This is a genomic window from Rhizobium sp. R635 (assembly GCF_002211285.1).
GTDB lineage: Bacteria > Pseudomonadota > Alphaproteobacteria > Rhizobiales > Rhizobiaceae > Rhizobium.
The window spans coordinates 48,983-69,077 of the sequence record NZ_LOKX01000023.1 but is presented as its reverse complement, the minus strand read 5'-3'; the positions used below and the strand labels follow the sequence as shown (position 1 = coordinate 69,077).

19 protein-coding genes and 1 pseudogene are annotated in these 20,095 nt (G+C 63.1%); 6 read left to right on the top strand and 14 right to left on the bottom strand.

Translation table 11 applies throughout. The annotated features are described in order from the left end of the window. Nucleotides 1-20 precede the first annotated feature (20 nt). Nucleotides 21-1,931, bottom strand: a complete 1,911-nt coding sequence (locus ATY78_RS17095) for an adenylate/guanylate cyclase domain-containing protein (RefSeq protein WP_088683502.1) — start codon at nucleotides 1,929-1,931, stop codon at nucleotides 21-23. Nucleotides 1,932-2,301: 370 nt separating this feature from the next. Here ATY78_RS17095 and ATY78_RS17090 point away from each other — a divergent pair, with 370 nt between their 5' ends. After that, nucleotides 2,302-3,420: a hypothetical protein gene (locus tag ATY78_RS17090; RefSeq protein ID WP_245313590.1), complete on the top strand. Its 1,119-nt coding sequence runs from the start codon at nucleotides 2,302-2,304 to the stop codon at nucleotides 3,418-3,420. A gap of 23 nt (nucleotides 3,421-3,443) precedes the next feature. Here the strand turns inward: ATY78_RS17090 and ATY78_RS17085 are convergent, their stop codons facing one another. Together ATY78_RS17085 and ATY78_RS17080 are read right to left on the bottom strand one after the other, a co-directional pair. After that, a complete protein-coding gene (locus tag ATY78_RS17085) occupies nucleotides 3,444-4,322 on the bottom strand; it encodes an FkbM family methyltransferase (protein WP_088683501.1) in 879 nt (292 codons plus the stop codon). Then, entirely contained in the window at nucleotides 4,322-6,034 is a 1,713-nt protein-coding gene (locus ATY78_RS17080; protein ID WP_088683500.1) for an adenylate/guanylate cyclase domain-containing protein, read from the bottom strand. Before ATY78_RS17080 ends, ATY78_RS17085 begins: the two co-directional genes overlap by 1 nt. A 185-nt stretch (nucleotides 6,035-6,219) precedes the next feature. Here ATY78_RS17080 and ATY78_RS17075 point away from each other — a divergent pair, with 185 nt between their 5' ends. Both ATY78_RS17075 and ATY78_RS17070 read left to right on the top strand, forming a co-directional pair. Beyond that, nucleotides 6,220-7,308, top strand: coding sequence for a glycosyltransferase family 4 protein (locus tag ATY78_RS17075; RefSeq protein ID WP_088683499.1), 1,089 nt, complete (start codon nucleotides 6,220-6,222; stop codon nucleotides 7,306-7,308). Further along, entirely contained in the window at nucleotides 7,308-8,069 is a 762-nt protein-coding gene (locus ATY78_RS17070; protein ID WP_088683498.1) for a polysaccharide deacetylase family protein, read from the top strand. Before ATY78_RS17075 ends, ATY78_RS17070 begins: the two co-directional genes overlap by 1 nt. 3 nt (nucleotides 8,070-8,072) lie before the next feature. On the opposite strand, the pseudogene ATY78_RS17065 reads toward ATY78_RS17070, so the two are convergent. The 7 genes and pseudogenes from ATY78_RS17065 to pcaD form a co-directional block, all read right to left on the bottom strand. After that, nucleotides 8,073-8,805 (bottom strand): annotated as a pseudogene (locus ATY78_RS17065) (alpha/beta fold hydrolase). Nucleotides 8,806-9,024: 219 nt separating this feature from the next. After that, a complete protein-coding gene (locus tag ATY78_RS17060; RefSeq protein ID WP_088683497.1) occupies nucleotides 9,025-9,855 on the bottom strand; it encodes an MBL fold metallo-hydrolase in 831 nt (276 codons plus the stop codon). Nucleotides 9,856-10,187: 332 nt separating this feature from the next. Further along, a complete protein-coding gene (locus tag ATY78_RS17055; protein ID WP_088683496.1) occupies nucleotides 10,188-11,234 on the bottom strand; it encodes a 3-carboxy-cis,cis-muconate cycloisomerase in 1,047 nt (348 codons plus the stop codon). A gap of 226 nt (nucleotides 11,235-11,460) precedes the next feature. Next, nucleotides 11,461-12,072, bottom strand: a complete 612-nt coding sequence (pcaG, locus tag ATY78_RS17050; protein WP_088683495.1) for a protocatechuate 3,4-dioxygenase subunit alpha — start codon at nucleotides 12,070-12,072, stop codon at nucleotides 11,461-11,463. A 2-nt stretch (nucleotides 12,073-12,074) separates the two neighbouring features. Then, nucleotides 12,075-12,824: a protocatechuate 3,4-dioxygenase subunit beta gene (pcaH, locus tag ATY78_RS17045; protein ID WP_088683494.1), complete on the bottom strand. Its 750-nt coding sequence runs from the start codon at nucleotides 12,822-12,824 to the stop codon at nucleotides 12,075-12,077. A 9-nt stretch (nucleotides 12,825-12,833) separates the two neighbouring features. Then, nucleotides 12,834-13,238 (bottom strand): 4-carboxymuconolactone decarboxylase, encoded by a 405-nt coding sequence (gene pcaC, locus ATY78_RS17040; protein ID WP_088683493.1) that lies wholly within the window; start codon nucleotides 13,236-13,238, stop codon nucleotides 12,834-12,836. Beyond that, the gene (gene pcaD / locus ATY78_RS17035) at nucleotides 13,235-14,044 is read right to left on the bottom strand and encodes a 3-oxoadipate enol-lactonase (RefSeq protein ID WP_088683492.1); all 810 of its coding nucleotides are present in this window, start codon (nucleotides 14,042-14,044) and stop codon (nucleotides 13,235-13,237) included. Before pcaD ends, pcaC begins: the two co-directional genes overlap by 4 nt. Before the next feature lie 94 nt (nucleotides 14,045-14,138). Between pcaD and pcaQ the strand changes: the two genes are divergently transcribed. Then, the gene (gene pcaQ, locus ATY78_RS17030) at nucleotides 14,139-15,065 is read left to right on the top strand and encodes a pca operon transcription factor PcaQ (RefSeq protein ID WP_088683491.1); all 927 of its coding nucleotides are present in this window, start codon (nucleotides 14,139-14,141) and stop codon (nucleotides 15,063-15,065) included. Nucleotides 15,066-15,105: 40 nt separating this feature from the next. Here pcaQ and ATY78_RS17025 read toward each other — a convergent pair whose 3' ends face one another. After that, the gene (locus tag ATY78_RS17025; protein WP_088683490.1) at nucleotides 15,106-15,750 is read right to left on the bottom strand and encodes an alpha/beta family hydrolase; all 645 of its coding nucleotides are present in this window, start codon (nucleotides 15,748-15,750) and stop codon (nucleotides 15,106-15,108) included. Between the two features lie 65 nt (nucleotides 15,751-15,815). Here ATY78_RS17025 and ATY78_RS17020 point away from each other — a divergent pair, with 65 nt between their 5' ends. Beyond that, nucleotides 15,816-15,998 (top strand): hypothetical protein, encoded by a 183-nt coding sequence (locus ATY78_RS17020; RefSeq protein WP_088683489.1) that lies wholly within the window; start codon nucleotides 15,816-15,818, stop codon nucleotides 15,996-15,998. 312 nt (nucleotides 15,999-16,310) lie between these two features. After that, nucleotides 16,311-17,012 carry a DUF899 family protein gene (locus ATY78_RS17015; RefSeq protein ID WP_088683488.1) on the top strand — a complete coding sequence of 234 codons (702 nt, stop codon included), beginning with the start codon at nucleotides 16,311-16,313 and terminating at the stop codon, nucleotides 17,010-17,012. A 13-nt stretch (nucleotides 17,013-17,025) separates the two neighbouring features. On the opposite strand, the gene ATY78_RS17010 is transcribed toward ATY78_RS17015, so the two are convergent. The 3 genes from ATY78_RS17010 to hutU all read right to left on the bottom strand — a co-directional run bounded on the left by ATY78_RS17010 (nucleotide 17,026) and on the right by hutU (nucleotide 20,083). Further along, complete coding sequence (locus ATY78_RS17010; RefSeq protein ID WP_088683487.1) at nucleotides 17,026-17,655, bottom strand: J domain-containing protein; 630 nt, start codon at nucleotides 17,653-17,655, stop codon at nucleotides 17,026-17,028. A gap of 173 nt (nucleotides 17,656-17,828) precedes the next feature. Beyond that, nucleotides 17,829-18,404, bottom strand: coding sequence for a HutD family protein (locus ATY78_RS17005; protein WP_088683486.1), 576 nt, complete (start codon nucleotides 18,402-18,404; stop codon nucleotides 17,829-17,831). A 5-nt stretch (nucleotides 18,405-18,409) separates the two neighbouring features. Next, nucleotides 18,410-20,083, bottom strand: a complete 1,674-nt coding sequence (gene hutU, locus ATY78_RS17000) for a urocanate hydratase (protein WP_088683485.1) — start codon at nucleotides 20,081-20,083, stop codon at nucleotides 18,410-18,412. Nucleotides 20,084-20,095 lie beyond the last annotated feature (12 nt).

The window sequence follows — 20,095 nt, the reverse complement described above, 5'->3', positions numbered from 1 at the left end:
GGGGAAGGCCCTGGGGACGGTTAGCCACTCTCCTCAACCAGCTCCCATAGATCAACTTTCTCGGCCCGCCCCTTCACCTGCACCAGACCCAACGGCCGAAACTCGAAACGATCGGCAACGGCGTCATGTATGGCCGAGCTTGCCAAGATCGACGTCCCAAACTCCTTGTTCAATCCCTCCAGGCGTGACGCGACATTGATCGTATCGCCCATGGCCGTGTATTGCTGCCGCGAAATGGCGCCGAAACTGCCGACCACCGCCGGGCCGGTGTGCAATCCAAATCGGGTGAAGAGCTCGGGGCGGCCATTCCTTCTGTTCTCCTCGTTCAGGCCGTCAACCGCCGCTTTCATCGCAAGCGCGCATCGGCAGCCGTGTTCGACATGCTGCATATCCGGAACGGGGGCGTTCCACATGACGAAAATGGAGTCGCCGAGATATTGGACGACTGTCCCGCCCTGGCCCTCGGCAATGGTGTTCAAGAGTTCGAAATAGGCCGACAGCGTATCGACCACGTCCTCGGGCGAATTCTGCTCGGATATGGTGGTGAAGTCCCTGATATCGGTGAACAGCACCGTCACATCCTGGCGCTTCGCCTTGACGACGGCTCGCCCTTCCGGGCTGACGATGCGCCGAACCACTTCACGCGGCACATAGAGCGCGAACTGGCCGATGGCGTGACGGCTTGCCGAGAGCGCGCCAGCCAGCGTGTTTATCTCCGTTATCCAGGAGTGCGACAAGGCTTTCTCGCCAACATCGAGATCGCCGATCCTGCGCGCCTCATCGGCGAGCCGGTAGAGTGAGCGGCTGACCATGCGCGAGAGAACCACCGATGCAGCGACACCCGCGAGCACGAAGGCGCCGGCAATCAGGAGATTGCGCACGAGCAGCCGGTTGGCTTCAGCCACAAGGTCTTCCAGCGGCACGACGATCGCGGCAGTGCTTCCCTGGAACAGACCGGATACGCTGACGGGTGCAATCTGCACGAGATAGCTTTCGCCATCAAGATCGAGCCGCGCCAAGCCGCCGTTTGCGAAGGCGGGATCCCGTCGCAGCCTGGCCACCGTTTCGAGACTGGCGTCGAAACGGTTTGCCGTTGTGGCGAAGGCGCCTGACGTTCTCGACCATATTGCGATGATCCTGCTCATGATTTCAGGGTCGGAATGAGCGACGAGATGACCGCTGCCATCGATGATATATGCTCGGGCATGCGGCGAAATCCCCTGCGCATCCAGCAGGCGACCGACCGTCTGCAGGTGAATGTTGATGCCTGCGACCACCCGGCCATCGTCCTTCATCGGCGCCGCGATCGTCAGCGTCGGAACCTTGAGCGTTCCGGTCACATAGGGGCCCACGGAGACCGGAACTCCGTCCTGAACGACGGCCTGATACCAGGGGCGTTGCCGCGGATCGAAGGACGCATCTTCCATATCCCGCTCGCCGATCGGTCTTGCCTTGCTGTCGAGAAAGCCGAGTGTCGATAGGACGTGCGCGCTTTGCCGCTCCGCGATCGTTCTGATCGCGAAAGCCGTATCGTCAGGCGCCGAGAGGGTCTGGCGGACATCCCTCCTTCCGGCGTTGATGACCTGCAGGTAGGAGCCGTCGGGATATCCGGCATAGACGCTCGTGGCCTCGGGGACGTTTCGCAGGATTTCCAAAAAGAGTTCCTGTTTTGCCTTCATATCCTGAGGCGGCGGGGAAACGAGCTGCGGCAGGGTAGATGCCAGCGCGACCGCCTCGGTGCCTCCCTCCAGCGTGTTGCGATATCCCTCGATCAGCCGCAGGCTCATCCCGCGCATCTGCTGTACGCCGGCGTTCACGGCGGCATCGCTTCCCTGCCTGAATGCCATCCAGATGATCGGCATCGACGTGCAAAGCAGCGATGCAACGACCAGGACGCCGAGATGCACTCTGAGCGGTTTGGACCAGCGCACGAGATTTCCCTCGAAATGCGGACGGCTCAGGGCACCTATTTTTCAATGGTCGTTTAATCGTGCGAATGAGCGTACCCCAACGATGCCAGCTAACTGCTTTTTTCGGGCTTGCACAAGGTTGATGTGAGTACTCCGCCCGTCATAGATAGCCTGGCTGTGGCTGCGGAAGATGCCCGTTCGCGGCTCGACCTCCTCGCTGGCCTCTGACTTTTGAGGGAGGTCGTTGGGACACGAATGAAAAGCCCGCGATTGAATGGCCTGCAAGCCTCTCGAAAATCGCTGGCCCGGTTCTATTTCCGTCATGGCCGGCATTTCGCGGGTATCGCCGTTGAGGGCGATGAACAATCATTTTCGAATGGGGGCGTTTTCATTGACGGACAATTTCTCTCAGGCCGCCGGCAGGGCCGAATGGACGCTCGCCGATTTCCTCAGCACCTATCGCTACTGGGCCTTGTTTTTCGCCTCGCTGCTTCTGGCTTTCGGCGGGCAGGGGCTGACGACGGTCTTTCCGCTGATTTCACAGGAGGCCGGAAGCGGCGTTCAAACGATCGCGATCTTCTATCTCGGCTCCAATGCCGGCTGGGTCATCGGCGCCTTCCTCGCCTTCGTCGTCGCCAGCCGCCATGGACGGCCGGCGCTGATCGCGCCGCTCGTCGCCTGCACCCTTGCCGCCATCGCTGTCATCCCGGCGCCGGCGCTTTGGGCCTCGCCGGTCTTCCTGTTTTTCTTCGGATTATTATTGGGCGCGGTCCGGGCGGTTTTCCCGCTGGCGATTGCGATTTTCCTGGTGGGCGGTCGCCCCGGCAGGATCGATTTCGGCTGCGCGCTGACGCTGATGTCGACCACGATCCTGACCTCGGCCTTCGCGCCCGTCCTCGCCTCCTGGCTCTACCAGGCGGATCGAGGCGGATTGTCCGTTGCGATCGCGTTTCTCGCCTGCCTGGTGATTGCCGCCGTCCTGCTCCTGCCGGCGCAGCCTCTCGCCTTCGATGACATGCCGCACCGGCGCCACAGGCCGATTGCGCCGCAAAGACGATCGCCGCTCATGGTCGCCGTCATCCTCACTGCGCCGCTGGTGCTGATCTTCCTTCTTAGTCTTGGTGTCTACGGCTTTCAGGGCGATGGGCTCGAAGCGAACGGCACTTTCGAGATCGCGCAGCTTCTCGCCTTGCTGGTGCTCGTCATCGCGATCGCCGCCCTCATTTATCTTGCCTATTGGGTCTATCGCATCCATGGCGAGCTTGCGGGCGCTGCACCTTCGCAACGCCTTCTCACGCCGCTTGCCGCCATGCTGATCGCGATCCTCGTGCCGCTCGGCCTGCCGGTTCTGCTGATGACGCTCGGCGATCTCCTCAACGATCGCGGGCGAGAGAGCGGCCATGGGCGCCTGATCTCTATCGCCTGGCTCGCCTTCTGGAGCTTCCTATTCCCGCCGATCGCCATCGCTTTGGTGCAGAATGCGGCGAACAAGAGCTATGACGGCGTTTAGCCGCAACATTCGCAATCAAATATCTACGGCAAAAACAGCACGTTGTATTGATCGAAATCACCCGGCAGTTCGCGGACCTTCATCTCCACCTCGCGGTCCTCGAAGACGACGAGGCAATCCTCGTAGAAACCGGATAGCATCGATATGAAGGCCTTCGTCCCCTCCGGCCCGTAGAAGAGCGGTGTGAACTCCATGTAGAGCGGCACGCGGCGGGCAAGCAGCGGCTGCATCGAGCGGCAGGCGACCGGCTCGTAGCCTTCGATGTCCATCCAGACGAGACCGATCGAGACCGGATCGACCGAAAGCCCGGCAAGGATTTCGGAAACCGGCTTCACCGGCACGCTGATCTTCTTGTCCTTCGGACTTTGGCGGATGGCGCTGCTTTTGCCGTGATTGTCGAGGTTGAGGAAAAAATCGATCTCGCCTTCGCTCTCGCCGGCGGCGCAATTGACGAGGCGGACCTTCTCCTCCAGCCCATTCTGGCGGATGTTGAGGGTAAGCAGCGGGAAATTGCGCGGGTCGGGCTCGACGCTGACGATCTGGGCGTACGTGCCGCTGAAAGCGAAATAGACGGTCTGGGTGCCGATATTGCCGCCGATCTCGAGCAGCGTCGCATCCTTCCTGAGAAGGCCGCGCTCGCGCAGGATGACGATCAGCCGGTCGACCGCCTCTCGCTCGAAGTGGCCCTTCCGGAAAACCTTGCGGCCGATATAGTCCGACGGCGAGAAGGTCATCAGGTGGTCACCGGCATCAACCGTCATCGAGACGACGCGCGGGCCGATATTCTCGATCAGCAGGCGGCGGCCGAAGCGGGTATCGAAGAAGCGCGAGGCGGCTCTATTGCGCGCCTTGCGCAGGCGGCGGCTCCAATATCTGGCGGTCAGCCAGGGCTTGCCGGGCATCAATCTTTTCCTTCGAGCGGTTCTGCCGCTTTCTCTCTCGGAATGACATAGACTTTCAAGGGCAGGGCACGGCCGCGCACATTGATTTCACGGCTTTCGATGCCGGCAAGAGCGGCGCCGGAAAGGTTCGCCACCGGCTCGGAGATGACGATCGCCGCTTCGAACTCCTTGGCGGCACTTTCCAGCCGGCTCGCGACGTTCACGGTATCGCCGATCGCCGTCATGCTGCGCACCCGGCCATATCCCATCGTGCCGACGACGGCGGGGCCGGTATGGATGCCGATCGCGATGCGCAGCGGCAGCGTCAGTTCCTCGGCAAGTTCGGCGGCGAGTTTCTCGATCTCGGCGACGATCGCGGCGGCGGCCTTGAGCGCCTGGCGGCAGGCCTCTTCCGGCGCGGTGTTGAGGCCGAAGAGCGCCATGGCGCCGTCGCCGATGAACTTGTCGAGCCGCCCGCCCGCCTGCTCCACCGCCTTGCCGATGATGGCGAAATAGCGGTTCAGCAGGAAGACGACATCGAAGGGCAGGCGCGTTTCCGTCAGCGTGGTGAAATGGCGGATATCGACGAAGAGCACGGCGATTTCGCGTTCGCGGCCGGGGCTGGTCTCCTGGCTATTGGCAGGGAGGGCGGCTTCGACCGCCGGCACAAGGAGCGGTGCGACCGCGACGTCGCGGTCCGGGCGAAGCTGGCAGGCGAGCCGGACATCCGGGCCGGCATTGATGCGCCTCAGCGTCGTCTGTTCCATCTTGTCGGGGATCGGCAGGCTTTCATAATCGCCGAGGATCTGCACGCGGCAGGTGGAGCACTGGCCCTTGCCGCCGCAGACCGAATAATGCGGCAGGCCGCCGAGCCGGCTTGCTTCCAGCACCGTGAAGCCGCGCGGCACGCGGATCACCTCGCCGCCCGGATAGTGCACGGCGACCTGGTCGATGCGCTCCTTCAGCCGGCGCCGGGCGCGGGCGGCAACGACGGCGAGCAGCGAGAACGAGAAAGCGCCATAGAGCCCGGCACGGACCGCGGCGATCCGGGCGCGCACCTCAGGGTCGGAGAGATAGTGGGCGTTGACGTTGACCTCGTAGGGATTGGTCGTCAGTTGATAGGAGGGATCGGCAAGCGTACGCCCCATCTGCACGAAGCCGAGAACCGAGAGCACCGGCACGAGGATCGCCAGCGCCAGCAGCAGTGGCGCAGCACCTGCATACCACGGGCGGTAGCGCAGCCAGAAATGGATGCCGATGCAGCCGTGGAACCAGACGGCGATGACGCCGAGCACCTGCCGCGCGCCATTCGCCGGGTTCTTGATCCACAGCTGCTCGACGACGGTCTCGTAATCGTCGATATAACCGTAGAGGTCGTGGGCGGTGCGTGTGCCGATGACGTGATCGATGAGAAGCAGCGGGATCAGCAGGCCGAGCACGATCTGGGCCGTTTCCCCCTTCGGCATGACCAGGCTGCGGCGCAGATAGATGGCGCGCAGCACCAGCGTCATGTGGATCACGACAGATGCGTAGAACACCACAGTACCGGCGGGATTACGCCAGATGGCGAGGAAAAGGTGGCGGGCCTTGTCGGCGGCATCGAGCGAAATCAGTCCGAGTGCATGGTTCGACAAATGCAAGAGGACGAAGATGAAAATGACGAGGCCGGAACCGAGCCTTGCCCTTCTGATCGAGCGTTCCGAAAAAATCCCTGTGACTGAGGCCGTCGTCATTCATTCCCGTTCTTGTCGATGTAACCGCGCGCCCATAGAGATTGGGAAAAAGGCGGAATTGTCTCGAGCGCGATCACATTCCATATGCTTATGCGCAAGTTTTAGGGAAAGGGACAATAGCGGATTTTTTCGCCCGGCAGCGAGCGCCGATTTGGAAACAGTCTGTCTTACGTGAGGGATGCGCAATGCGGGTGGCTTTCTACGCGCCGATGAAATCGCCGAACCATCCGGTGCCATCGGGCGACCGGCTGATGGCGCGGCTGTTGATCCGGGCGCTGGAGCTTGCCGGCCACGAGGTCGAGGTCGTTTCCGAGTTCCGCACCCATGTCTCGGCGCCGGAAGCGGCGGCAGGGCTCGAACCCGCCATCTCCGCCGAGCTGGAGCGGCTGCGGCTGAAATGGAAGTCCGGGCCGCGACCCGAGCTCTGGTTCTGCTATCATCCCTATTACAAATCGCCCGACCCCTTCGGGCCTGCAATTTCCGCCGAGTTCGCCATTCCCTATGTCACGGCCGAAGCCTCCTATGCGGCAAAACGCGACCGGACCGGCTGGGCCGCCAGACAGAAGCTGGTCGGTGGGGCGATCATGCAGGCGGCGGTCAATATCAGCTTCACGGAACGCGACCAGGCGGGGCTCGAAGCAGCTTTTCCGGCGGCAAGGCTTGCCCGCCTGAAACCTTTCATAGATGCGACGCTCTTCGAAACCGCGTCGCCGAGGCCCGATCCGCGCCGGCTGATGACGGTCGCCATGATGCGGACCGGCGATAAGATGGGCAGTTACGCGATGCTTGCAAAAGCGCTCCGGCTGATCGAAGAGCGGCCCTGGACTCTCGCAGTCATCGGCGACGGTCCGATGCGGGAAGAGGTGCAGGCGCTGTTTGCCGGCTTTGCCGGCCGTATCGAATGGCTGGGCGAGCGCAATGCCGCCGAAATCGCCGAGCTGCTCGGGCGAGGCGGCATTTATGTCTGGCCGGGTTGCGGCGAGGCCTACGGTCTTGCCTATCTGGAGGCTCAGGCCGCCGGCCTGCCTGTCGTGGCGCAGAAAACGGCGGGAGTGCCGGCGGTCGTCGAGACCGGCGTGACCGGGCTGCTGACGCCCGAGGGCGATATCACAGCCTATGCCGAGGCCGTGGCAGTCTTGCTCGACAACAGGGAAAGGCGCGACGCCATGGGGCAAGCGGCTCGGCGCTTCGTACTCGGGGAGCGCTCGCTTGCGATGGCGGCGCGCGTGCTGGACGGGATTTTACGGGATAAGGCAGGAACAGGAGTGACGTGATGACCGACAGGACCACCTGGGAGCCCCTGCGCCGCGAGCTCGATCGCTGGCAGGCCGCCGACCGTGTGGCGCGGTTCTGGCTGCGCGACGATGACGCGGTCGAGCCGACGCCGGCGCTGGAGACGCTGATGGCGTTGGCCGGGGAGAACGAGGTTCCGCTGACGCTCGCCGTCATTCCCGGGCTGACCGGCGAGGCACTGGCCACGCGCCTGGCGGAGGAGACCGCCGTCACCGTTGCGGTCCATGGCTGGTCTCATACGAATTACGCCGGTCCGGAACGAAAAAAGCAGGAACTCGGCAGCGACCGGCCGGCGGATGTCGTGCTCGGCGAATTGCGCGAAGGCTTCCAGCTCTTGGAGCGGCTGCATCCGGCCCGCTTCCTGCCGATGCTGGTGCCACCGTGGAACCGGATCGACGCGGCCCTGATCCCGGCGCTGCCGGGGCTCGGATTTGAGGCACTTTCCGTCTATGGGCGGGCAAGGCAGGACGGCCCGGTGCCGCTCCTCAACACCCATGTCGATATCATCAACTGGCACGGCACGCGCGGCGGGCGGAGCGAGGAGGAATTGGTGGCCGAGCTGGTGGCGGAGCTTCGCGACCGGTTTGCCGGCAACGCCGAGCCTGTCGGCGTGCTCGCTCACCATCTGGTGCATGATACGGCCGCATGGGACTTCCTGTCGGCCTTGTTCGCGGCGACGGGCCGGCATCCGGCCGTCCGGTGGTTGCCGACGGCCGAATTTCTGTCGTCGCGCGCGACGTAGTGATCACCCGGCATGAACGCGCCCGAGGAACTCTCGCATGAGCGCCACGACCTCATCGAGATGCGTTTCGAGCAGCCAATGGCCGCCGCCCAGCAGATGGAGTTCGGCCTCCGGCAGATCGCGCAGATAGGCCCGCGCCGACTTTTCCGGCATATAGTGGTCATTGGGACCCCACACAGAGGTCGGGCGGAATGGTGTCGGCTAGTGTCGGCGGCAAGTCGTTGAGGAATTCCTCCTTGAACGTCTCTTCGCTGATTGCCTCCGCCAAGACTTTCTTCATCTCGTCTCTCGGAAGCGACCACGTCGCTTCGATATCCGCATATTTCGGCCCCAGCGCATCCTCATAGGGGATGTCGCCGTTCTGGATGATGAGCGCGACGACGCGCTGAGGAGCCCTGATTGCCAGCCGGGCGCCGATCGGTGATCCGAAGTCGTGGAGATAGAGGGCGAAGCAATCGACCTTGACCGCATCGATGAAGGCCTCCAGCCAGACGGCATAACCATCGAAACTGTAGTCGAAGTCATCGGGCGTGCCGCTGTAGCCCGCACCCGGAAAATCCGGCGCAATGAGACGCCAGCGGTCGGCAAGGCGCGGCATGAGGTTGCGAAATTCATAGGACGAGCAGGGATACCCATGCGGCAGCAACAGGACCGGCGGATCTCGCCGGCCGGCCTCGCGATAAAAGGTTTCGATGCCTGCGACCGTGATCCGGCGATGCCGGACGAGAGTGATCATCGGCAATCTCCTTAGGAGTGTGGAGTTAGGGCGGCCGAATGCGTTCGGAGATCGAGCGAGGCGACGATGGCACGAAGGCTCACCCGCGATCGCTTCATGCTGCTCGGCGCGCTCCCAAAAAAACGGTCTGGTGCAGCATCTGTTCCATCGACATGCATACCCAGTCGAGGTTGCGAGGTCGATCTGTAGGAAACAGTGAAGACGGCCTTTAACAGGTCGCTAGATCACCACGGTCTGATTGTCGCGCGCGGCAAAGGCTTCGGGGAAGGCGGCCTGCGCCTGCGCTTCCATCTCAGCCAACTGTTCGTCCGTGCGGGACGGGGCGTGGTGAAACAGGGCGAAGCGTTTGGCGCCCGCCATCCTGGCAAGCTCGGTGCCGTGCTGCCAGGTTGAGTGGCCGAAGCCTTTGAAACGCTGCATCTCGTCTTCATTGTAGGTGCAGTCGTAGACGACGAGGTCGGCGTCCCGCATCATTTCCAGCGAGACCGGATCGTGAGCGCCGGGAATATGCTCGATGTCGTAGACGAGGGCGATCGACCGGCCCTGCCATTCGATACGGTAACCGATGGCGCCGCCCGGATGGTTCAGCATGAAGGTCTTGATCTCGATGCCCTCATGCGGGGTCAGCACCTGGCCGGGATGGAAATCGCGGAAGTTCATCGTCGCCTGACAGATGTCGGTCTTCACGGGAAACCAGGGCGGACTGATGAACTGCTCGACCATTTCCCGCGTGCTCATCTTGCCGTCGAGATGGCCGGACCAGATGGTGACGTTGATAGAGGGATAGTAGATCGCCTTGAAAAAGGGCAGGCCGATGATGTGGTCGTAGTGGCAGTGGCTGAAGAACAGGTCGACATCGCTGACGCCGTCGGCGAGCATCGACAGGCCGGCCTCGCGCAGGCCGGAGCCGGCGTCGAAGATCATCCGATGCTTTCCGCAGCGGATCTCAATGCAGGAAGTGTTACCGCCGTAGCGGTCGAACTCGGGGCCCGATACGGGAATACTGCCGCGGACACCCCAAAATTTAACTTGAAACAGTTCTGTCGTCATCGTTCTTCAAACCGGCCTTCCCGCGTCGCCATCGTAACCATAGTTTTTCCCGATGCGAAGCAGCAGAATTCCACGGGTTTGCCTGCGTCCCCTTTCATTCTCCTAACCGCTAGCGGAAGAAGAAGTAGATTTTCCTAAGCAATCGGCTTTCGCGTCGGAAAGCAACCCAGTATGGTTGGTTTTCGGTAAATGGGCTGCCGGGGGCGGGGACATTTTCCCGTAAGTCATGCCTATTAGATGGTTGCGCGCGATCGAAAAAGCAAATCGCCGCGCCTTGTCGCCCGAATTCCCGCCGCATGGCTTTGCCGCGACGTCGGTCCCCAACTGTGACCTCAGATCGTCCCAAGCCGCTTGATATTTCCTATCAGCTCTCCGGCGAGGCGCAGGCTCGCAGCGGTCGCCATCGTCATTTGCGGCAGGAGCAGCCATTCCAGCGTCCAGGCGGCACCCGAGCGTTCCTGTTCGTGGACGAGGGACTGGTGGATCCCCGAGAGCGCCGTGGCGTTGAAGCGGGCGAGCGAGATCAGGACTTCGGCGGAAACGGGGTTCTGCTTGTGCGCCATCGCCGAGGAGGCGCCGCCGCCTGCGATTTCGATTTCGTCGCTCGCTTGAGCGAGCAGCGCGATATCCTGGCCGAGCTTGCCGAGGCTGCCCGAAATCGAAGAGAACAGACCGGCGATGTCGGCGATCGGCAGACGCCCGCTCTGCCACTGCCTGACATCGGTGAGGCCGAGCTCCTGGGCGAGCGAAGCGCGGATTGCCGGGCCTTGCGCCCCGAGCGTGTCGAGCGTGCCGGCAGCCCCGCCGAACTGGACGGGAAAACTCTGCTCGGTCAGGCGGTCGCGATAGGTGATCAGCGGCGCGCGCCAGGCGTCAAGTCGGTTGGAGACGGTGATCGGGATCGCCGCCTGCATGCGGGTGTGACCCATCAGCCGGTTGCCGCCGAACTGGCGGTCGAGCGCATCGAGCCCTGCGGTAATAGTGGAAAGCCGGCCGGCAAACAGGAAGGTAATGGCCTTCAGGCGGATCATCAGGCTGGTGTCGATGACATCCTGGCTGGTGGCGCCGAGATGCAGGCTCTTGGCCGCTTCCTCGCCGACAGCGGTGCGCAGCTGCTTGACGAGATCGGGGACGACAACGCCGTCCCTTGCCGTTGCCGATCGCAGGCTGGTGAGATCGGGGGAAAAGCTGGTGCAGGTCTCGGCGATCTGTTTTGCTGCTTCGGCAGGGATGAGGCCATGGGCGGCTTCGGCCTTGGCAAGCGCCGCCTCGAAGGAAAGCATGACGCGTAGATCGGCCTCGGCGGAGAAGTAAGGCGCGATTTCGTCGTCGCCGATGAGGCCCGAGAGGAAAGGGTGGTCGAAGGGTGATGCGGTCATGGTCTGCTCGTTGTGGTGGTGGCCCCCTCATCCGGCTGCCGCCACCACTGGGTCGAGCCACCGGTCTCGACCCGTCCTTCGGACCCCCTTGGGGAGAAGGGACTTGGGGCAGCCCTGGCGCCTTGTGAGCGGGCGATCTCTTATGACACTGTTCCCCTCTCCCCATCGGGGAGAGGGCAGGGTGAGGGGGCCGCTCGCGCGGAGCTCTCCGACCCCCAGCATATTCTCAAATATCCAGAAACACCGTCTCCTTCGGACCCTGCAGATGGATATCGAAATGACAGGTCGCGCCGTCGCGGGTGGCGACCATCGTTGCCACCCGCTCGCGATGTTCGATGCGTAGGAGCAACGGATCGCTGGCGTTGGCCTCCGTCTCCTCCGGGAAATACATTCGGGTATGCAGGCCGATATTGATGCCGCGGGCGACGATCCAAAAGGTGATGTGCGGGGCTTGTCTGCGGCCGTCCTTGAAGGGGACCTGGCCGGGCTTGATGGTGTCGAAACTATAGACGCCGTCTTCGGCGCGCGTTGGGCAGCGGCCCCAGCCGGCAAAGTTCGGGTCGGCGGCATCACGCATTTCCGAGGGGCTGTTGTAGAGGCCGGCGCTGTCGGCCTGCCAGATTTCGATCACGGCATCGCGCACCAATGCGCCGCCGCCATCGAAGATGCGGCCGGTTATCGTGATACGTTCGCCGAGCGTCTTGTCATTGACCATCGCGTTGCCGAGATCAGTGTCGTAGACGCCTGATATGTCGCAGAAATTCGGCGTCAGACCGATATGGACATAGGGGCCTGCCGTCTGCGATGGCGTTTCCTTGAGATAGCCGAGCTGCTGCATGGTCAGTTGCCCTCCAGCCTGTTTTCGAACATCGTCGAGCGGCGGCCGCGCAGCACGATATCGAATTTATAGGCGCGTGAATCCATCGGGATCGTGTTGCCCCAGTCGAGCGGCGCGATCAACTGCTCGATCGCCGCCTTGTCAGGGATCGTGCCGACGATCGGACATTTCCAGATCATCGGGTCGCCCTCGAAGTACATCTGGGTGATTAGGCGCTGGGCAAAACCGTGGCCGAAGACCGAGAAATGAATATGGGCGGGGCGCCAGTCGTTGACGCCGTTCGGCCAGGGATAGGCGCCGGGCCGGACGGTGCGGAAATGATAGCGGCCTTCCTCATCGGTGATGGCGCGGCCGCAGCCGCCGAAATTCGGGTCGATCGCTGCGAGATAGGTTTCCTTCTTGTGGCGATAGCGCCCGCCGGCATTGGCCTGCCAGAATTCGACCAGAGCACCGGCGACGGGCTTGGCGCGCTCGTCGAGCACACGGCCATGGACGATGATGCGTTCGCCGATAGCGCTTTCGCCGGGCCGCGCATAATTCAGGATCAGGTCGTTGTCGAGGTCGCCGATCATCGAATGGCCGAAGACCGGTCCTGTCGTTTCGGAGATCGTGCCGTCGAGCGAGAGCAGCGCGCGTTGCGGCGAACGCAGCACTGACGTTTTGTAGCCGGGGGTCAGCGCCGGCGGATGCCAGGCGCGGTCGCGGGCGAAGAAGGCGCCGGTCTCGGGTTTTCTGTTTGGTCGTTCGGACATGTCTCTCCCTCAGGCCGCCTTTTCGGCGTCCATCTGTGCAAAAGCCTGCTTGGCGATCTTGATCGCGTGGTTGGCGGCGGGAACGCCGGCATAGATTGCCACATGCAGCAGCGCTTCGCAGATATCCTCGCGGGAGGCGCCCGTATTGGCGGTGGCGCGCACATGCATGGCAACCTCCTCATCCTGGCCGAGGGCGGCGAGCAGGGCGATCGTGACGATCGAGCGCTCGCGCTTCGTCAGCGCCGGGCGCGACCAGACATGACCCCAGGCGGCTTCGGTGATCAACTCCTGGAAGGGGCGGTCGAACTCCGTGGTTGCTGTTGCGGCGCGGTCGACATGGGCGTCGCCGAGCACGGTGCGGCGGGTCGCCATGCCCTGCCGATAGCGCTCCGAAGAGGAGGCGGTCTCGTTCATCGGTTGTTTTCTCCAGGCGGAAGTGATGTGAGGAAGGTGCGGATGATCGCCGTCAGCGCCTCCGGCTGCTCGACGCAGGGGATGTGCGCGCAATCGCGGATGACCTCGTAGCGGGCGTCTGGGATCAGCCGCGCCGTGGCGAGCACGAGATCGGGCGGAGTCGAGCCGTCTTGATCGCCGACGATGCAGATCGTGGGAACGGTGATCTTCTTTGCCGCTTCGGTGAAATCGGCATCGCGGATCGCGGCGCAGGCGGCGATATAACCCTCGACCGGCTGGCGCGTCAGCATGTTGCAATAGCCTGAATAGGCGGTGTTCTCAGGCCGGCGGAAAGCCGGGGTGAACCAACGCTCCATGACGGCATCGACGATGCTGCCGATACCGTTTTTCTCGACTGCGGCGATGCGGGCATTCCAGCTTTCTGCCGTGCCGATCTTATGGGCGGTGTCGCAGAGGATGAGGGCGCGGACGAGATCCGGGCGGCGCTGATAGAGCGATTGTGCGATGAGGCCGCCGACAGAGAGGCCGCAAATGACGGCGTCCTTCACCGACAAGAGATCGAGCAACCCGGCGAGATCGGTCGCATGGTCTTCGATCGACGCGGGAAGCTGGCCGACATCGGAAAGGCCATGGCCGCGCTTGTCGTAAAGCACGATGGCGCATTCGCCGGCAAGCCGCACCACGACGTCCCGCCAGATGCGGAAATCCGTTCCAAGCGAATTGGCGAAGACGATCACAGGCCTGTCGGCGGGTGCGCCGATGATCTGATAGTGGATCGTCACGTCGTTTATGCGGGCGAACTGCACGTGTGTTTCCTCCTGAATATGAAATTGAACGGTTGATCCGGTTAAGTAAAATGATATTTATCGGCTTTTCGATAACCCTGGAGTTATGGGAGAGATGATCGACAGCCGCGTCAAGTTTCGCCATCTGCAGACCTTTGTCGAGGTGGCGCGGCAGAAGAGCGTCATGAAGGCGGCTGAATTGCTGCATGTCAGTCAGCCGGCGGTGACGAAGACGATCCGCGAGCTGGAGCAGGTGCTGGGCGTCGCCGTTTTCGAGCGCGATGGCCGCGGCATCAAGATCACGCGCTACGGCGAGGTCTTCCTGCGGCATGCCGGGGCGGCGCTGACGGCGCTGCGCCAGGGGCTCGATTGCGTCTCGCAGGAACAATTCGCCGATGCACCGCCGATCCGCATCGGCGCGCTGCCGACGGTGTCGTCGCGCATCATGCCCCGGGCGATGGAACTCTTCCTCAAGGAAGGGACCTTGAGCCGGGTGAAGATCGTCACCGGCGAGAATGCCGTGCTCTTGGAGCAGCTTCGCGTCGGAGATCTCGACCTCGTCGTCGGCCGTCTGGCCGGGGCGGAGAAGATGGCCGGCTTTTCCTTCGAGCATCTCTATTCCGAGCAGGTGGTGTTTGCCGTGCGGGCCGGCCATCCGCTGCTCGGCGCCAGGCAATCGCCATTCGCCGGCTTCGCCGACTACACGGTGCTCATGCCGACGCGGGGTTCGATCATCCGGCCGGTGGTCGAAAATTTCCTCATCGCCAACGGCGTTTCCAGTCTGCCGAACCAGATCGAGACGGTTTCGGACTCCTTCGGCCGCGCGTTCCTCAGGGCAAGCGACGCGATCTGGATCATTTCCAACGGCGTGGTGGCCGACGATATCGCCGACGGACGGCTGGCCCTTCTGCCGGTCGATACCGGCGAGACCAAGGGACCGGTCGGCTTGACGATGCGCGCCGATGCGGTGCCATCGCTGCCGCAATCGATCCTGATGCAGACGATCCGGGAGGCGGCTGGGGAAATTTCCAGCAAGCCCTAGAAACTATAGATCGGCTCGACGCATCGACGTCAGAAGGCTTTCAGCCTGACGAAGGCAACCCTTCGGCCCATGCCTTTACCGCCTTCGCCATCGTGGAAAGATGATCGGCGCTGGAGAAGCCGGAGATCTTTTTGCGCGGCTTGAGGTCGTGGTCGCCGTCCTCGAGCCAGAGGATCTCGATCCGGCCGGAAAGATCGTAGTTTAGCACCTCCTCCCGCGTGCCGAATTCGTCGCGCGTTCCCTGGCAGATCAGGGTAGGCGTCGTCAGCTCCTTGAGATGGCCGGTGCGCAGCTTTTCCGGCTGGCCGGGCGGGTGGAAGGGATAGCCGAGGCAGAGCAGGCCGGCGATCTTCCCCCGATGATGCAAATCATCGGCGATCATGCTGGCGACCCTGCCGCCCATCGACTTGCCGCCGATGATGAGAGGGCCGTCGGCGCCAAGCTCGGCGATGGCCGCCTCATATTCGGGATTGAGCATTTCGGCGCGCGGCGGCGGTTTGCGCCCGCCGGTGCGGCGGGCAGCCATATAGGCGAATTCGAAACGGGCGACACGGAAGCCGACGCTGGCGAGCGCCTCCGCCGCTGCCGTCATCGATGCCGAATCCATCGGCGCGCCGGCGCCATGCGCAAGAAGGATCGTGAAACGCGCATCCTGCGGACCCTGAAGCAGAAACTTTTCGGGCATCGGCATCCTCCTGTCATCGGAACCATGTCGGCGGCCGTGACTTCTTCCTTCAAAGGAGACGGACAATGTCGACGAATGATGAAAACGTAAAGCCCGAACAGCGCCGGCCCAAGGATGTCGGCGCCGTTCCCGGCAAGCCCGAGCCCGCCGACTCGGAATCGATGCCGCCGCCTGCGGTGCAGCCGGCCGGAGTCAGGGACAAAAGCGAACGGCCGGTGGTCAATCCCGTAACCGGCGTCGCCTTTTAGCGGCCGCCAGCAACGATCATGCAGAACGCCCCTTGAAACCCTGTCGCAAAAGGTACATATAGCGGCCCTGCCTGAAAAATGGATGCATGGGGTATCGACGTCGTCGAGCCGCTTGCCGTCCAACAGGGTAAGGGCGCTCCCCGCAAGGGTCGAGCGCCCTTTTTGCTTTCCGGCATTGCACGGGTAAATTTTTCGCGGCGCGCTGTCGACTTTCCTATCCGCCGTTCGTCATCTTTACGGCGTGTTGAATTCCGTTGCGGCTTCGGCATGTCCTTTGCGCGTTGGACGCGCGGCAATAGAAGGAGGATCGTCATGGATAATCGGCATCTGGTACCTGCCGCCGTGCTTGCGGCGAAGAACGGCGTGCGTTTCCCCAATGAGAGCGAAGCCTATCGCAGCGCCCGCGACGCGCTGCTGGCCGAAGAGATCGAATTGCGCCGGCACATCGAGCGCGTGGCGGTGCAGCGCCGCGCGCTGCCGCCGGGCGGCGAAGTGAAGAAAGATTATCGCTTCGAAGGCGCCGACGGGCCGATAAGCTTCAGCGAACTCTTCGCCGACAAGGAGACGCTGATCGTCTACAGCTACATGTTCGGCCCCCAACGCGAGCGCCCGTGCCCTATGTGCACCTCGCTGCTGTCCGCCTGGGACGGCGAAGCGCTCGATATCCAGCAGCGCGCCGCGCTTGCCATCGTCGCCCGCTCGCCGATCGAAAGGCTGCTCGCCTTCAAAAAAGAGCGCGGCTGGCATCACCTGCCGCTCTATTCCGATCTGACGGACGATTATAGCCGGGACTACCATGCCATCGGCAATGATGGCAGCGATGATGCTGCCTTCAATGTCTTCACGCGGCGCGACGGCACCATCCGCCACTTCTGGAGCCAGGAGATGGGCGGCGTCACGGCCGATCCCGGCGAGGATCCGCGAGGTGCGCCCGATCTGATGCCGCTCTGGACCGTGCTCGATTCGACGCCGGAAGGCCGGGCACCGGACTGGTATCCGAAGCTTTCCTATTGATACCTGCGGGGTGTCAGCCGGTGGAGCGGTTTCTGGAGGTCTCGATCCATTCGAGGTTGGCGACCGAGGCCTCCGGCAGCAGCGATGGATCGAGATCGTAGACATAGCCGCTCAGCATGTCGGCGGCGCGTTCGGTCGCCTTGATCTTCGCCTCGGTTTCCGCGACCGCCTTGGAGATCGCTTCGATGCGGGCGCGGAACATGTGGGCGAGCACATCGCGGCCGGACTGTTTTTCGAGCCGCTCCAGGTGCAGTCCGATGCGCGAGGCGTGGCGCTCCAGCTCGCTCTTGCTGAAACGCGCCTTGCGCAATTCCTCGGAGAGGCTGTCCTGCATGACGGCGACGGGATCGAAGCTTCCAGGCGCCCGCTCGTCGAGCACCGCATCGGTGACGAGCTTCTCGATCATGACGAGCGCCTGCAGCTCGGCGGCATCGGCGAATTCGACGTCATAGCCGGTATCGTCGTAAACCTTGCGGCGGACCGGATCGAGAAGCAGCCCATAGGCTTTCTGCAAAATGTCGAAGGCTTCCGTATCGCCTCCCGAATCGGGATGAGCGACCTTGGCAAGGCGGCGATAGGCAGCCTTCAGCTTCGCCTCGTCCGCATCGCGTTCAACGCCGAGAATTTCGTATGGATCGGTCACGCCTGCTCCCCTGCTGCCCGAATGCCGGGGCAGTCTAGGTCTTCTTTTGCATCACAAAGGCAAAGTTTAGACCGAAAGGAGGAATGACGTCTATGGTCTGACATGAGAATGGTCGATGCGGTGGCCTCGATCATTTCTTGATGATCTATATTTTTCAATATGTTGTGCGGCGATCAGTTTGTGATCATCGAGGCGAGATAACATTTGGCCGTGCCGTCGATTTTTAGTTCGGTTCCGGCCGCATTCTCGATCAGCAGCGCATCGCCGGCCGCAAGCGCGCCGGTCTCGTCGTTCCACCGAAACGACACTGCGCCGCTATGGCAGAGCAGCAGGCATGCCGACGAAGCCAGAGGCACGCTCCTGCCACCGTCGACATCGATTCGGGTCAGCCTATGGGCGACCCCGTCGCGGCGGGTCATGACGTTGAGATCGGTGATCGCGCCGTCTTGGAGCCTGGCCGCCACCGGGATATCCGCCGGGAAGGCCAGGGGATCGCTTGCCGTCGTCAGCAGCGCCGGGGCGCTGCCCTCGATATCGAGCACCATGCCGTTGCCGTCGAGAATCACAAGCGTGCGGTCGATGCCGGGAAAGATCGAGAACGGACCGTCCGTTGCGACCGTCGCCATGCTGACGCGCCAGTCGAAGCCGGCAAGGCCGGCATCTTCCGGCGAAACGGCGATTTCCACCGTTTCGCCGCCGCCGTTCTTCCACGGCATGCGCTTGTGATCGCTGGCGCGCAGGATCTTCATGGAGCTCAGTTCCCGAGAATGCCGGGCAGGCGCAGGCCCTTGTCCTTGGCGCAGTCGATGGCGATGTCGTAGCCGGCATCGGCGTGGCGCATGACGCCGGTCGCCGGGTCGTTCCAGAGCACGCGTTCGAGACGCTTCGCCGCATCATCCGTGCCATCGGCGCAAATGACGACGCCGGAGTGCTGGGAGAAGCCCATGCCGACGCCGCCGCCGTGATGCAGCGACACCCAGGTAGCGCCCGACGCCGTGTTGAGCAGGGCGTTCAGCAGCGGCCAGTCGGAGACGGCATCGGAGCCGTCCTTCATCGCTTCGGTCTCGCGGTTCGGCGAGGCGACGGAGCCGGAGTCGAGATGATCGCGGCCGATGACGATCGGTGCGGAAAGCTCACCATTCCTGACCATCTCGTTGAAGGCCAGAGCCAGGCGGTGACGGTCGCCGAGGCCGACCCAGCAGATGCGCGCCGGCAGGCCCTGGAAGGCGATGCGTTCCTTGGCCATGTCGAGCCAGTTGTGCAGGTGGGTGTTGCCGGGGGTCAGTTCCCGCACCTTGGCGTCTGTCTTGTAGATATCCTCCGGATCGCCGGACAAGGCGGCCCAGCGGAAGGGGCCGATGCCGCGGCAGAACAGCGGTCTTATATAGGCCGGCACGAAGCCCGGGAAGGCGAAGGCGTTTTCGAGGCCTTCTTCCTTGGCGACCTGGCGGATGTTGTTGCCGTAGTCGAGCGTCGGAATGCCGGCGTTCCAGAAGGCGATCATCGCTTCGACATGTTCGCGCATCGAGGCGCGCGCTGCCTTTTCCACCGCCTTCGGATCGCTCTCGCGCTTGGCCTTCCACTCGGCCATCGTCCAGCCCTTCGGCAGGTAGCCGTTGATTGGGTCGTGCGCCGAGGTCTGGTCGGTGACCATGTCGGGGCGGATGCCGCGGCGGACCATCTCCGGCAGGATTTCGGCGGCGTTGCCGAGCAGGCCGACGGATTTGGCCTCGCCAGCCTTGGTCCAGCGGTCGATCATCGCAAGCGCCTCGTCGAGCGTCTCGGCCTTGGCGTCGAGATAGCGGGTGCGCAGGCGGAAATCGATCGAGTCGGGATTGCATTCGACGGCGAGGCAGCAGGCGCCGGCCATGACGGCTGCGAGCGGCTGGGCGCCGCCCATGCCGCCGAGGCCGCCGGTCAGGATCCATTTGCCCTTGAGATTGCCGCCGTAATGCTGGCGGCCGGCCTCGACGAAGGTCTCGTAGGTGCCCTGGACGATGCCCTGCGTGCCGATATAGATCCACGAACCGGCCGTCATCTGGCCGTACATGGCAAGGCCCTTTTTATCCAGCTCGTTGAAATGGTCCCAGGTCGCCCAATGCGGCACGAGGTTGGAGTTGGCGATCAGCACCCGCGGCGCATCCTTGTGGGTGCGGAAGACGCCGACCGGCTTGCCGGACTGCACCAGCAGCGTTTCCTCTTCCGTCAGCGTCTTCAGCGTGGCGACGATGCGGTCGAAATCCTCCCAGGTGCGCGCGGCGCGGCCGATGCCGCCGTAAACGACGAGCTCGTTAGGATTTTCGGCGACGTCGGGATCGAGGTTGTTCATCAGCATGCGCAGCGGCGCTTCGGTCATCCAGCTCTTGGCATTGAGATCGTTGCCGCGGGGCGCGCGGATTTCACGGATGTTGTGGCGTGGATTGTTCATGACGGTTCCCCT

Excerpts from the sequence above, each read along its gene's own strand:
- pcaH (WP_088683494.1), bottom strand. The coding sequence starts at position 12,824 with ATGTCCGAACGACCAAACAGAAAACCCGAGACCGGCGCCTTCTTCGCC.
- ATY78_RS17005 (WP_088683486.1), bottom strand. The coding sequence starts at position 18,404 with ATGAAGATCCTGCGCGCCAGCGATCACAAGCGCATGCCGTGGAAGAAC.
- ATY78_RS17080 (WP_088683500.1), bottom strand. The coding sequence starts at position 6,034 with ATGACGACGGCCTCAGTCACAGGGATTTTTTCGGAACGCTCGATCAGA.
- ATY78_RS17055 (WP_088683496.1), bottom strand. The coding sequence starts at position 11,234 with ATGACCGCATCACCCTTCGACCACCCTTTCCTCTCGGGCCTCATCGGC.
- ATY78_RS17060 (WP_088683497.1), bottom strand. The coding sequence starts at position 9,855 with ATGACGACAGAACTGTTTCAAGTTAAATTTTGGGGTGTCCGCGGCAGT.
- ATY78_RS17025 (WP_088683490.1), bottom strand. The coding sequence starts at position 15,750 with ATGCCCGAAAAGTTTCTGCTTCAGGGTCCGCAGGATGCGCGTTTCACG.
- ATY78_RS17020 (WP_088683489.1), top strand. The coding sequence starts at position 15,816 with ATGTCGACGAATGATGAAAACGTAAAGCCCGAACAGCGCCGGCCCAAG.
- hutU (WP_088683485.1), bottom strand. The coding sequence starts at position 20,083 with ATGAACAATCCACGCCACAACATCCGTGAAATCCGCGCGCCCCGCGGC.
- pcaC (WP_088683493.1), bottom strand. The coding sequence starts at position 13,238 with ATGAACGAGACCGCCTCCTCTTCGGAGCGCTATCGGCAGGGCATGGCG.
- pcaQ (WP_088683491.1), top strand. The coding sequence starts at position 14,139 with ATGATCGACAGCCGCGTCAAGTTTCGCCATCTGCAGACCTTTGTCGAG.
- ATY78_RS17015 (WP_088683488.1), top strand. The coding sequence starts at position 16,311 with ATGGATAATCGGCATCTGGTACCTGCCGCCGTGCTTGCGGCGAAGAAC.
- ATY78_RS17070 (WP_088683498.1), top strand. The coding sequence starts at position 7,308 with ATGACCGACAGGACCACCTGGGAGCCCCTGCGCCGCGAGCTCGATCGC.
- pcaG (WP_088683495.1), bottom strand. The coding sequence starts at position 12,072 with ATGCAGCAGCTCGGCTATCTCAAGGAAACGCCATCGCAGACGGCAGGC.
- ATY78_RS17075 (WP_088683499.1), top strand. The coding sequence starts at position 6,220 with ATGCGGGTGGCTTTCTACGCGCCGATGAAATCGCCGAACCATCCGGTG.
- ATY78_RS17085 (WP_088683501.1), bottom strand. The coding sequence starts at position 4,322 with ATGCCCGGCAAGCCCTGGCTGACCGCCAGATATTGGAGCCGCCGCCTG.